At 65.1% G+C, this 12034-nt stretch carries 11 protein-coding genes; 8 read left to right on the top strand and 3 right to left on the bottom strand.

Translation table 11 applies throughout. The features are described 5' to 3' along the window. Positions 1 to 10 precede the first annotated feature (10 nt). The 6 genes from MUU56_RS27905 to MUU56_RS27930 all read left to right on the top strand — a co-directional run bounded on the left by MUU56_RS27905 (position 11) and on the right by MUU56_RS27930 (position 6133). A complete protein-coding gene (locus tag MUU56_RS27905) occupies positions 11 to 781 on the top strand; it encodes an amino acid ABC transporter ATP-binding protein (protein WP_018099103.1) in 771 nt (256 codons plus the stop codon). A gap of 29 nt (positions 782 to 810) precedes the next feature. Then, on the top strand, positions 811 to 1638 hold the full coding sequence (locus tag MUU56_RS27910; RefSeq protein ID WP_244770542.1) for an ABC transporter substrate-binding protein: 828 nt from the start codon (positions 811 to 813) through the stop codon (positions 1636 to 1638). A 64-nt stretch (positions 1639 to 1702) separates the two neighbouring features. Continuing rightward, positions 1703 to 3109: an MmgE/PrpD family protein gene (locus MUU56_RS27915; RefSeq protein WP_244770543.1), complete on the top strand. Its 1407-nt coding sequence runs from the start codon at positions 1703 to 1705 to the stop codon at positions 3107 to 3109. 12 nt (positions 3110 to 3121) lie between these two features. Next, positions 3122 to 3991 carry a polysaccharide deacetylase family protein gene (locus MUU56_RS27920; RefSeq protein ID WP_244770544.1) on the top strand — a complete coding sequence of 290 codons (870 nt, stop codon included), beginning with the start codon at positions 3122 to 3124 and terminating at the stop codon, positions 3989 to 3991. A gap of 325 nt (positions 3992 to 4316) precedes the next feature. Then, positions 4317 to 5141, top strand: a complete 825-nt coding sequence (locus MUU56_RS27925; RefSeq protein WP_244770545.1) for an ABC transporter substrate-binding protein — start codon at positions 4317 to 4319, stop codon at positions 5139 to 5141. A 14-nt stretch (positions 5142 to 5155) separates the two neighbouring features. Beyond that, positions 5156 to 6133: an NAD(P)H-quinone oxidoreductase gene (locus MUU56_RS27930; RefSeq protein WP_244770546.1), complete on the top strand. Its 978-nt coding sequence runs from the start codon at positions 5156 to 5158 to the stop codon at positions 6131 to 6133. Between the two features lie 41 nt (positions 6134 to 6174). On the opposite strand, the gene MUU56_RS27935 is transcribed toward MUU56_RS27930, so the two are convergent. From MUU56_RS27935 to MUU56_RS27945, 3 genes are all read right to left on the bottom strand, one after another. Continuing rightward, the gene (locus tag MUU56_RS27935; RefSeq protein ID WP_398432820.1) at positions 6175 to 6675 is read right to left on the bottom strand and encodes a GNAT family N-acetyltransferase; all 501 of its coding nucleotides are present in this window, start codon (positions 6673 to 6675) and stop codon (positions 6175 to 6177) included. 115 nt (positions 6676 to 6790) lie between these two features. After that, a complete protein-coding gene (locus tag MUU56_RS27940) occupies positions 6791 to 7447 on the bottom strand; it encodes a pentapeptide repeat-containing protein (protein ID WP_244770586.1) in 657 nt (218 codons plus the stop codon). Between the two features lie 225 nt (positions 7448 to 7672). Then, on the bottom strand, positions 7673 to 8671 hold the full coding sequence (locus MUU56_RS27945) for a helix-turn-helix transcriptional regulator (protein WP_244770547.1): 999 nt from the start codon (positions 8669 to 8671) through the stop codon (positions 7673 to 7675). A gap of 107 nt (positions 8672 to 8778) precedes the next feature. Here MUU56_RS27945 and MUU56_RS27950 point away from each other — a divergent pair, with 107 nt between their 5' ends. After that, complete coding sequence (locus MUU56_RS27950; RefSeq protein WP_244770548.1) at positions 8779 to 10035, top strand: MFS transporter; 1257 nt, start codon at positions 8779 to 8781, stop codon at positions 10033 to 10035. Beyond that, positions 10032 to 12029 (top strand): TonB-dependent receptor, encoded by a 1998-nt coding sequence (locus tag MUU56_RS27955; RefSeq protein ID WP_244770549.1) that lies wholly within the window; start codon positions 10032 to 10034, stop codon positions 12027 to 12029. Before MUU56_RS27950 ends, MUU56_RS27955 begins: the two co-directional genes overlap by 4 nt. Positions 12030 to 12034: the final 5 nt, after the last annotated feature.

Genomic DNA, 12034 nt, shown 5'->3' on the forward strand with positions numbered 1-12034 from the left:
AGGCCGCGACATGACAAGCGAGATTCTGGTCAAGGCCGTCGATGTCTGCAAGAGCTTCGGCACCTTCAAGGCGCTGCAGGACGTGAGCCTGGAGGTGCGGAAGGGCGAGGTGAGCTGCATCATCGGCCCCTCAGGCTCGGGCAAGAGTACGTTCCTGCGCTGCATCAACCTCCTGGAGCGCATCGATTCCGGCGCGATCTGGGCCAATGGCGAGCTGATCGGCTACCGCCGCGACGGCAACAAGCTCTACGAGATGAGCGACGCGGAGATCGCCCGCCAGCGCCGCGGCATCGGCATGGTCTTCCAGCGCTTCAACCTCTTTCCGCACAAGACCGCGCTGGAAAACGTGGTGGAAGGGCCGGTGCAGGTGCTCGGTGAAAGCCCGAAAGCCGCGCGCGACCATGCGCTGGAACTGCTCAAACGCGTCGGCCTTGCCGACAAGGCCGGCAGCTATCCGGCGGAGCTTTCCGGCGGGCAACAGCAGCGCGTCGCCATTGCCCGCGCGATGGGCATGCGTCCCTCGCTCATCCTGTTCGATGAGCCGACATCCGCACTCGACCCCGAGCTGGTGGCCGAGGTGCTCGACGTGATGAACGATCTCGCCGCCTCCGGCATGACGATGATCGTCGTCACCCACGAAATGGGCTTTGCCCGTAACGTCAGCAACACCGTCGCCTTCATGGATGGCGGGCGGCTGATCGAGCACGGCCCCTCGGCGCGGGTCCTGACCCAACCCGACAACCCCCGCACCGCTGATTTCCTCAAGGCCGTGCAACGATAACCGCAAGAACCGACAGGATGGGAACCACAATGCAAAAAGCAATTCTGGCCGCTTCGGCCTGCCTCTTCGCCATGACCGCACATGCGCAGGATCTGCCGGAAAAGTACAAGACCGCCGGCAAGCTGATCGTCGCCAACACGCCGAACTATCCGCCGATGGAATATCGCGACCCGGCGACGAACGAACTCGTCGGTGTCGATATCGACCTCGGCAAGGCGCTGGCAAAACAGCTCGGCACGGAAATCGAATGGTCCGAGATCGGCTTCGAGCAGATGGTCTCCTCGCTCAACACCGGCCGCGTCGATCTCGTGCTGAGCGGCATGAGCGACCTGCCGGCCCGCCGCGAGACCATGGACTTCGTCGACTACATGCGGTCCGGCGCGCAGTTCTACACCTCCGCCAAGCGCAAAGACGAGTTCAAGACCCTCACCGACTTCTGCGGCAAGACCGTCGGCATGAGCCGCCGCACCTCCTTCCCGGACGAAGCCGCCAAGTGGAGCGCGGCAAACTGCGAGGCGAACGGCAAGCCGGCGCTGAACATCGTCGGCACGGAAGGCTCGGCTGATGCCCGCACGCAGCTCAAGCAGGGCCGCCTCGACGGCGCGGTGCAGGGGTCGGAAACCCTGCCTTACCTGCTGACGCTCGAGAAGGACACCTACGCCATCGTCGGCGAGCCCTTTACGGAAGTCTATCAGGGCATCGGTTTCTCCAAGCAGACGCCGGAGCTGCGCGACGCCATCGCCGGCGCGCTGAAGGCCATCATGGCCTCGGGTGAATACAAGGCCATCTTCGAGAAATACGACCTTGCCGGCAGCACGCTGGACGGCGTGATGATCAACGGCGAAGCCGTGAAGTGATCGGTGAACGGCCCGGCGCGCCTGCCGGGCCGTTCTCCCCGCCTGCCCCAATGAGGATGTCATGATGTCCGATGCTGCCCGAAGCGGCCTGCCGGCGCTGCCGCATGTCGAGGCGCTTGCCGAATTCTGCGCCAGGCTGGCCCCTGCCGACCTGCCCGGCCGGATCGTCGCCCGCACGAAATCCCACCTTCTCGATACGCTCGGTGCCGCACTCGCCGGCACCCGATCCGCCGAATTCCGCAGGATGCGGGCGCTCGCCGCACCCGGCGGGCAGACGCCGCTTCTGGCCTCGTCCGAGCGGACGGCCCCGCGCGATGCGGCGCTTGTCAACGGCGTTGCCGCCCACGTCTTCGAGCTCGATGATTCCGGCGGCTGCGACCACACCGGCGCCGTCGTGTTGCCGGCGCTGCTGGCTGCCCTGCCCTCCTGCCCTGCGCCGGTCTCCGGCGGCGATCTCATCTGCGCGCTGACCGCCGGATACGAAGTCGGCCGGCGCGTGCTGGACGCCTCGGGCGGCTACGGCGCCCATAATGGCGCTGGCTGGCATTCCACCGGCACCTGCGGCACGCTGGCGTCGGCTGCCGCGGTCGCCCGGCTGCGCGGTTACGACAGTGCACTGTTTCGCCAGGCCGTGACGCTGGCGACCAGCTTCTCTTCCGGCCTGTGGGCCTTCAACCACGACGGCAGCCAGGCGAAGAAGATGCATGCCGGCCGGGCCGCCGAGGGCGGCCTGCTTGCCGCCGATCTCGCCGCTGCCGGCTTTTCCGGCCCCGCGCAGGTCTTCGAGGATGTCTGGGGTGGCTTCTTCCGTTCGTTCGTGCGCGATGCGGGCCGGCCGGAGGAGTTTTCCGCGGGTCTCGGCTCGGCCTGGAAGATCGAGCGGGCCTCGCTGAAGCCTTATGCCGCCTGCCGCGGCGCTCATTCTGCCATCGACGCCGTTCGCGATATCCTCACCGACACAGGCCGTACCGCTGCCGATGTCGTGAAAATCGAGTTGAGGCTAAGCCCTTTCCTGATGGACATGTGCGGCCGGGCGCGGCTGGAAACGCTGGCAGGCGCCCAAATGAGCCTCGGCTACGCGCTGGCCGCACTCTCGGTCTTCGGCTGCGTCGATCTCGAGCAGTATTCCGCCGCCGCGCGCAGCGACACGCGCATCGTCGATGCGTTCGGCCGCATCCGGCTTCATCCCGACCGGGACATGCCGCAGATGGCCGAACCCGAGGTGACCGTCACCTTCGCGGATGGCAGCAGCAGGACCGCCATGGTGCCGCGTGCCACCGGCTCCAGCGAACGCCCCATGACCGATGCGGCCATCCGCGCCAAGTTCGACAGTCTCGCGTCGATGGCGCTGCCCGCCGCCCGTGTTGCCGGTCTTGCGGCCTTCGTCGAGACGCTGGAACGGCAGGACGACTGCCGCAGCCTGCCCGAACTGCTGGTATCGGCGGAGCCCGAGCCGCCGGTCTTTGCCTGAAGAGGAGGTTTCATGACGTATGATCTCAGTCCCCGACCGCTCAACCCGGCGCCATCCGCGCCGCATTTCGACTGGCCGCACGGCAAGAAGAGCGCGCTGTTCATCGGCTTCGACGTCGATGCCGAAACCGCCTGGATCGGCAACAACCACGCCAATGTCGACCGGATGGTGACAACTTCGCTGGGCGGCTACGACGCGCGCGTGGGGATCGCCAAGATCCTCGACCTCATGGACGTGCTGAACCTCAAGGCGACCTTTTTCATTCCCGGCTGGACCGCCGAGGCCCATACGGCGGCTTGCGAGCCGATCGTCAGGGCCGGGCATGAGATTGCCCATCACGGTTACCTGCACAAATGCCCGGACCGCAACAAGCTGGATGAGGCCAGGGAGGAGATCGACCGCGGGCTGGCCGCGCTGAAATCCCGCCTCGGCGTCACGCCCGTCGGCTACCGGGCCCCGTCCGGCGAGAATTTCCCGGAGCTGCTCGCCTACCTCTCCGAACGCGGCCTGCGCTATTCCAGCTCGTTCCGCGACGATATCCGCCCCTATCGCCACAAGCTGGCCGACGGCCGGCCCGGCCCCGTGGAGATTCCGGTCAACTATGCGTTCGACGACTGGAACTTCGGTATCACCAGCCGCCTGGACGGCCGCCCGCTCTTCGGCAGGGACACCATCCTGCCCCTCTGGCGGGAGGAATTCGCCGGCACCCACGAATGGGGCGGAGTGAGCACCCTGGTCCTGCATCCGCAAGTCTCCGGCCGGCCGATGCGCTGGCGGATCCTCCACGATTTCCTCGCCGAGATCGCCGCGCGCGACGACGTCTGGATCGCGACGGGCGCTGAGATCCTGGCACATTACGAAGCCAGCGCCGCACCGGCCTAGAAGACCGGTCACGCGCTGCCGGCAAGTCGACCCGCAGGAAAGCCCGACGTGCTTTCCTGCGGGCGATCGCGTTTGTACATCCTGGCCCTAGTCGTTTTCCTCATACCCTTAGCCGATATTTGCGTTTGATCGCCGGCAGAACTCTGCCAACCTTGGAACCGTAATAAAAACAAGTAACTAGCTGGGCGGGAACGAGGAAGATCCCGCCACGCCCTGCCGCATCGGTATGGGGCCGCCAGCCTCTCTGGAAGAGCGGACCCGTGCACCGGCCGGACCAACGTCAACCACCATCAGAGGGATGAACATGTCGAAACGAAACGCAATTTTGAAAGCCCTGGCCCTCGCGGCCGCCATCACCCTTCCTGCCACGGCCGGCGCCGAGGACATCGCCATGCCGCAGGCCCTCAAGGACAAGGGTCGTCTGGTCGTCGGCATCGAATCCAGCTATCCGCCCATGGCCTATCGCGATACGGCGACCAACGAACGCATCGGCCTCAACATCGACCTGGTGACCGCTATCGGAAAGAAACTCGGCATCGAGGTGCAGTGGGAGGAGATGGGCTTCGAGCAGCTCATGACCTCGGTGGAAACCGGCCGCATCGACATGATCGGCGCCGCGATCAGCGATCTTCCCAAGCGCCGCGAGAAGATGACCTTCGTCGACTATCTCGTCACGGGCGCGCAGCCCTTCACGCTCAAGGACAAGGCCGAGACGCTGAAGACGAATCTCGACCTGTGCGGCCAGCGCGTCGGCGCGCCGAGCTTCACCAGCTACTTCCCCGAGGCGAAGAAGTGGAGCGACGAGAACTGCGTCGCGGCGGGCAAGCCGGCCATGACCGTCAACGGCACGAACGGCGCTACGGCAACGCGTCTCGACCTGAAGCAAGGCCGCCTCGATGCCGGCGTGCTCGGCCCGGAATTCGTCGTCCACCTGATGCGCGACGAGCCGGATACCTATGCGCTCGTCGGCGAGCCGCTGCTGACCAGCCTCTTCGGGCTCGCCTTCAAAAAGGACGACGTGGCGACAAGGGACGCCGTCGCCAAGGCGATCGACGCGCTGATCGCCGACGGCACCTATACCGAGATTCTCAAGAAACACGGCCTGGAGAAATGGGCGATGACCTCCACCAAGATCGACGCGGGCCAGTGAGCGGAGAACGATCGATGCACGCTATCCTGCTGCCGCGCACAGGCGGCCCGGATGTCCTGGAATGGCGCGAGGTGGAAACACCTCGCGCAGCACCGGGAGAGGTGGTGGTCGCCGTTGCGGCTGCCGCCCTCAATTATTCCGATCTGCTCCAGCGTCGGGGCACCTACAGCCTTGGAATTCCGCTGCCCCTGATCCTCGGCATCGAATGCTCCGGCACGATCGTCGAACTGGGCGACGGCGTCGAGGGCTGGCAGGTCGGAGAACGGGTCTGTGCGCTGGTCGCCGGCGGGGCGTATGCGGAGCAGGTGGCGGTGCCTGCAGCACAGCTCCTGTCGCTTCCCGCCAATGTCGATCCGATCGCCGCGGCCGGGCTTCCCGAGGCTGCCTGCACGGTCTGGTCCAATCTTCTCGATATCGCCCGGCTTCGGCCCGGCGAAACCGTGCTCGTCCATGGCGGTGCCGGCGGCATCGGTTCCTTCGCCATCCAGACGGCCCGCGCCATGGGCTGCCGTGTCTTCGCCACCGCGGGTGGAGAGGCGAAGCTGTCGCGCTGCAGCGCCTTCGGCGCCGACCGGGCGATCTCCTACCGCGACGAGGATTTCGTTGCCGTCGTTCGGGCGGAAACCGGCGGCAGGGGCGTGGATGTCATCTTGGACAATATGGGAGCGCCTTATCTCTCACGGAACATCTCCGCGCTGGCGCATGACGGCCGCATCACGATGATCGGTCTTCAGGGGGGACGATCGGCGGAGGTCAATCTCGGCCAGATGATGGGTCTTCGTGCTTCGCTGTTCACCACCTCGCTGCGCGACCGTCCGCTCGCCGAGAAGGCGCGGATCGTCGCGGGCGTGCGCCGCGACCTCTGGCCCCTCCTGGAAAACGGCCGGATCGCGCCGGTGATCGACCGGACCGTCCCGTTGCGGGAGGCGCGGGCAGCGCATGCCTATATGGAGGGCGGCGGTCATGTCGGGAAAATCCTCCTGACCGCATAACCAGGCACTGCCCCTTAGCGGGGCAGCGCCCGTTCCCGGCATCAATCCGCAAGCGCCTCGAGTGCCTCGTCCTCCAGGCGGAAGAACAGCTTTTCCGGTTTGGGCGCGCCACCGAGGCGCTCATAGAAGGCAATGAGACGCAGGTCGGACGAATCCGCCGTCCAGTCGATGCGGGAAAGGCCGCGGCTCGATGCAATGCGGGCCAACGCCCGCATCAGCGCCTTGCCGATGCCACGCTCGCGCTGCGCGTTTGAAACGTAAAGCTCTTTCAGGAAGATGCCCGGCTTCAGGCCGGGGCCGGGATAGATCGCGGAAAATGTGGCAAATCCCAGCATGGCCTCTTCATCCTCGCAGAGAAGAATCTCTGCTGCGGGCGGGCGGCGCGCCAGTCCGGCAATGATCTCTTCGTGTGGCGGACAATAGACCCCGTAATGCGTCTGCATTTCCTGCATCAATGCAGCCAGCCTGGGCAGCGCCGGGTCGTCCTGCAAGAGAAAGCGTATTTCGGTTTTCATGTGCGTCCCGATATCGATCGACTGCATCCTGCGCGTGCCGCGCTCCCCTATACCAGAAATGGCGGAGGCGAACGGCCACGGGTTCGCGAGCGTCTGAGCCGGACGATCCTATCGCGAAACGTATGGGTGGAGACGAGACGTCTCAGTCCCTCGGGCAAGGCCATGTCGCCGGCGTCGTGAGGCCTTTCGGAAGCCGCGTCGCGGTGTCGCCGCAGGCAATGTCGATTTGGGACTGGTCGAGGCCGGTCGCACGGGAAAGATCCAGGCCCTCGATCCGCGTCAGCAGCATGAACGCCCTGTCGAAGCCGACCGTTCCTTCCACGCTTGCCTTGCTCAGATCGGCACGAGAAAGGTTCGCATAGGCAAAGCTCGCGCCCGAGAGGATCGCCTGGTCGAAGGACGCGCGGCTGAGATCGGCCTTCTCGAAATTCGCGTAGCGCAGGTCGGCGCCATTGAACGCGGCGCGCTGAAGTTCTGCGGATGCAAACGAGGCTCCCTGTGCAACGACATTCTGCAGGTTGGATCGATAGGCTTCGACCCTTGCGAAATTCGCCTTGTTCAGACGGGCACCGTTGAACCAGGCCCGGATCAGGGTCGCCTTCTCCAGGACGGCCTCCGTCAGGTTCGTATCGCGCATGTCGGTGTAGCTCAGATCGGCATCGCGGAAATTGGCGCCGGTGAAGTCGCTGCCGCCCAGCATCAGGTTCTTCTTGCTGCAGGCGCTCCAATCAACCTCGGGCGCGGGGTCCGCCCGGCAATCCGCGGCGTCGGCATGACCAAGAGGAAGGCCCACGGTCATCGCCAGACATGCCGCGACGAAACCCAAAAGCATACCCTTCCGCAGTCCGCTCACCGACGTCACTCCCGTTGCAAAGACATTTTCCAATCCGACCGCACCTTAAATATGGCGATCAGAATCCGAATGTCATCAGCCAACCGCATATATGGACGCCGGATCGGGAACGCGCTTGCTGCCGGGGTTTGGGTATCTCCACATCGCCTTTGCCCCGCGGAGTGACCTTCGTCATGCCTCCCCGTCTTCGAGGCGAGCGGCAAGCGCGCGGGATGGCTGCATGCCGAAGCGGCGGAGGAAGAGCTGGGAAAAATGGCTCGGATTGCTGTAGCCGACGGCGATCGCCGCCTGGGTGACGTTCATTTCCCCCCGTTCGATCAGGCGGCGGGCTTCCAGAAGCCGCTGCTCCTTGAGGAAGGTGTAGACGGCGAAGCCATAGAGGCTCTTGAAGCCGGACTTCAATCGCTTCTGCGTCAGGCCGACCTCGCGGGCCAGTTCGTCGAGCGTCCAGGGGCGGGCGAGTTCGTCGACCAGCAGGTCGCGGGCACGCTGGAGCGGGCGGCGGTCGCGTGGCGGGATCGTCTGGGCCGGCTGCGTGCGGCGCATCGCGGCGATGGAGGCATTGATGATGTCGAGGGCGCGGGCCTCGAAGGCGAGGTCGTCCCCCTCCACCATGGCACTGTCGAAGAGCGCGCGCGCGACGGCGAGCAGATGCGGTGGCACGGGCAGAACGCCGACCCAGGTGCCGTTGCCGGACGCCATGTGCAGGGCGTGGTTCTCGTCGAGATCGGTAAGGAGGTCGCCGGCGCCGAGCCTTTGCCAGAGGCTGATGTCGACCCGTATGTCCATGCCCTTGAAGCGGGTGCCCACGGGCACGTCATAGAGGCCGAGGGCCCCGTGCGGCGCGGCCATGATGTAGATACGGCCCGGCCGGTAGGGGATCGATGACAACCGTTGCTCGGCGTCGCTTCCCAGCAGCCATCCCTGTCCCGACGCCTCGAAGAGGAAATCGATCGCGACACAGGGCTCCGTTGCGAAGCGGCCGACGAAATCGGCCCCGATCACCATGTCGAAGACGGAGATCGTGAGACCCGGCCGCACGCCGAGGATCTTGTAGGCGCCGTCCGTTGAGGTGGCGGAAAAGGTCGGGTCGGCAGGGCTCGGGCCAAGCACGACCACGTCGTCCTGATCGGACTGCGCCAGAACGCGCTGTTCCACACGGAGATTCATCTGCCTCACCAAATAATGGACCGGATCGCAATATCACTGAACCTGATTACAATAGTCAAGTTTTGCGCATCGGCCTAGTGAGGTCGCGAAATGCATTGCGAGGGTTGATGTCGACTGCTGTTGTGAATTTCGCCGGACGCTCGGCGAGCTGGGCCGTGCTGGGCCTGCTGGCCGGCCTCTACGCCGCCCAGTCGGTCACCGGCTCGATGGTACAGACCGCGCTGCCTGTGGTGCTGCGGGATGCCGGCATGCCGCTCGATCAGATCGGCTATCTGGCCGTGCTGTTCCTGCCTTGGGCGTTGAAGTTCCTGTGGGCGCCGCTGATCGACCGCTTCCTGAGCGAGCGCATTTGGATCCTTTCCTGCCAGCTTGGCATCATCCTGTGTTTCCTTGCTGCCACGGCACTGCCGCCGCAGACCCATATGGGCGCCCTTGCCGCGGTGCTGCTCGTCATGGGTTTCTTCGCCGCGACGCAGGATGTCGCGACCGATTCCCTAGCAGTCCGGGCTTCCGATGCCGAATCCCGCGGGCTTGCCAGCGGGGCATCGACGGCCGGCGCCTATCTCGGTTTCCTCATCGGCGGCGGTCTCTGGCTCGTCGTCTACCAGCATGCCGGCTGGGCGGTTTCCATGGCCGCCATGGCCGGCTTCGTCTGCCTGCTGACCATTCCGGTCTTCCTGTCCGGCGGTCTTGCGGCCCCGAGGAGCAAGATGGCTTCGACCAGCCGCATGGCGGGCCTCAGGCGGACGATCACGAACCGCGCCCTGATGCACGGCCTGGCCTTCCTCGTGGTCTATCAGGTCGGCCTCCGCATGGGATCGGCGCTTACCGGACCCTATCTCGTCGACAAGGGCATTGCACTCGACACGATCGGCCTTTTGCGCGGCGCCGGTGGTGCGGTCGCCGGCTTCATCGCCTCCTCGCTCGGTGCTCTCCTCGTGCAGGCGGCGGGCATCCCGCGGTCGATCGTGATCGCGGCCATGCTCAATGTCCTTCTGCTCGCAGCGCTCGGCCTTGCCGAATTTACCGGATCGGCCACGCCGATGTTCGCCCTCGGCCTCCTGCTCGTGCAGGTCGGGGCCGTCGCCTTCTCCTTCGTCGCGCTCTATGCGGCCATGATGAACTGGTGCAATCCGGAACAGACGGCGACGGACTTCGCCGCGCTCCAGAGCATCGACGCGATCCTTGCCATTGCCGCGTCCTCCGTTGCCGGCGTGCTCGGCAGCGCCTTCGGCTATGGCTGGCTGTTCGCCGCCTCGGCGGTCTTCATCCTCGCCGCCATTCTCCTCGCTCCCCGTACGCTCGGCGCCTCCGCCCGGATGGCGCAGGGCCTCGCACTTCCAGAAAAGGTATCGGAACCATGATACGTCACAGCCTGTCCGGCGTCTCCTTTCTCGCCCTCGCCGCCAGCCTCTCGCCTTACAGCGCGGTGGCGCAGGACGCTGCCGCGGCATCGACGCTCGAGCCGATCATCATCACCGCCACCAAGCGCAGCGAAGACTATTTCCTGCTGCCGTCCACGGCCGATATCGCCGATACGGACGTGCTTCTGTCACGCGACATCGATACCGTCGCCGATCTCGACCGCATCTTTCCGGACGTCAACATCCGCTCGCGCTCCAGCCGCGCCTATGCCAACTTCACCATACGCGGCCAGGCCTCGCTCGATTTCTACAATCCGAGCACGCAGGTCTATGTCGACGGCCTGCCGCAGGACAGCTTCAACCTGACCCGCGCCCTGCCCGGCGGCCTTGAAAGCGTCGAGCTGCTCTATGGTCCGCAGGGCTCGCTGTATGGCCGTGGTGCGATCGGCGGCGTCATCAACATCGTCACCCGTAAGCCGGACAACGAAGCGCGGTTCGGTTTCGACGCCAACCTGACGAATGAAGGCGGCGGCGGCACGTTCCATGCCAGCACGCCGCTGATCGAGGATGTGCTCTACGGCGATGCGAGCCTTTCGCTGCTGGACACCAAGGACATGTACACGACCACGACCGGCGCGGATGTCGGCGGCACGAGGGACGTCAACGGGCAGGTCCGCCTGCGTTATGCTCCGACAGACAGCCCCTGGGACGTGACTGTCAGCGCCGGCCGCGGCCATGTCTCCTCGACCGAGGAGTATTTCGTCCTGGAATCGATGCTGAACGACCGCATCGCCTTCGACGCGCCATCGGAATACGATCTCGACACCTGGAACCTTGGCATCAATGCCGCCTACGATCTCGGCTTTGCCACCATCACGGCGCTGACCGGCTACCAGAAGAGCGATCTCGACCGTACGGTCTTCGGCACATACACGCCGGAGAAGCAGTGGACGCTGAGCCAGGAACTGCGCATCGCCTCCAACCCCGATCAGGGCAGCCCCGTCGATTATGTGGCCGGCCTCTACTACCAGCATCTCGACTTCACGCGGACCGTGCCCATCGCCAACCAGACGTCGCGGCAGAAGATCGACTCCTATGCGCTTTTCGGCGATGTGACCTGGCACGCCACCGACCGCCTCGACATATCGCCCGGCCTGCGCCTCGACTACGAGCGGGCGACCGCCGAGGCAGTGGGCGGCGTGAATTTCAACGGCGACAACGCGTTCACCGCCCTCTCGCCGAAACTCGGCGCGAGCTACGGCCTGACCGACGAATGGCGCGTCTATGGTCTTCTCAGCACCGGCTTCAAGGCCGGCGGCTTCACCCGCAACGTGACGTCCGCCAACAACGCCTTCACCTATGACCCGCAGCACACCTACAATGGCGAGGTGGGGCTCAAGTACCGTGACGAGGCAGGCCTGCTGGAGGTGCAGCTTTCCGCCTATTACAACGTCACCAAGGACTACCAGATGTTCGTCGACGTGCAGCCGTGGCAGTACCTCCAGAATGTCGGCGAGGTGACGGCAAAGGGCATCGACCTCAAGGTCCGCGCGAAACCCACCGAGGAATTCGGCATCACCGCGGGCCTTGCCTATAACCACACGCGCTTTACGGACTACGACAATCCCGTGACGCCGGGCACGGACTTCACTGGCAACACCGTGCCCTATGCCCCGGAGTTCACCGCCAACCTCCTGCTTGACTATCGCTTCGAGCTGGAAAGCGGTCGCGGTGCGCTGGTCCCCTATGCCGGCCTCACCTATGTCAGCGAACACTATTTCGACGAGACGAACACGATCGGCCAGAAGGGCTATGCGCTGGTGGATCTCGGCGTCAAGTGGGAGCTGGACGACAAGGTCACCGCCGAGGCCTTCGTGACGAACGTCTTCGACAAGACCTATACGACCTATGGCTTCCAGTATCCCGGTCTTGGCAACCTCTACCAGCTCGGGCAGGGGCGCACGATCGGCGGCCGCATCAACATGACGTTCTGAGGAGC

Origin of the sequence: Shinella yambaruensis, assembly GCF_022899355.1 — a bacterium.
Taxonomy (GTDB): Bacteria; Pseudomonadota; Alphaproteobacteria; order Rhizobiales; family Rhizobiaceae; genus Shinella; species Shinella yambaruensis.

Excerpts from the sequence above, each read along its gene's own strand:
- MUU56_RS27955 (WP_244770549.1), top strand. The coding sequence starts at position 10,032 with ATGATACGTCACAGCCTGTCCGGCGTCTCCTTTCTCGCCCTCGCCGCC.
- MUU56_RS27915 (WP_244770543.1), top strand. The coding sequence starts at position 1,703 with ATGTCCGATGCTGCCCGAAGCGGCCTGCCGGCGCTGCCGCATGTCGAG.
- MUU56_RS27910 (WP_244770542.1), top strand. The coding sequence starts at position 811 with ATGCAAAAAGCAATTCTGGCCGCTTCGGCCTGCCTCTTCGCCATGACC.
- MUU56_RS27950 (WP_244770548.1), top strand. The coding sequence starts at position 8,779 with ATGTCGACTGCTGTTGTGAATTTCGCCGGACGCTCGGCGAGCTGGGCC.
- MUU56_RS27945 (WP_244770547.1), bottom strand. The coding sequence starts at position 8,671 with ATGAATCTCCGTGTGGAACAGCGCGTTCTGGCGCAGTCCGATCAGGAC.
- MUU56_RS27935 (WP_398432820.1), bottom strand. The coding sequence starts at position 6,675 with ATGCAGTCGATCGATATCGGGACGCACATGAAAACCGAAATACGCTTT.
- MUU56_RS27930 (WP_244770546.1), top strand. The coding sequence starts at position 5,156 with ATGCACGCTATCCTGCTGCCGCGCACAGGCGGCCCGGATGTCCTGGAA.
- MUU56_RS27920 (WP_244770544.1), top strand. The coding sequence starts at position 3,122 with ATGACGTATGATCTCAGTCCCCGACCGCTCAACCCGGCGCCATCCGCG.
- MUU56_RS27940 (WP_244770586.1), bottom strand. The coding sequence starts at position 7,447 with ATGACCGTGGGCCTTCCTCTTGGTCATGCCGACGCCGCGGATTGCCGG.
- MUU56_RS27905 (WP_018099103.1), top strand. The coding sequence starts at position 11 with ATGACAAGCGAGATTCTGGTCAAGGCCGTCGATGTCTGCAAGAGCTTC.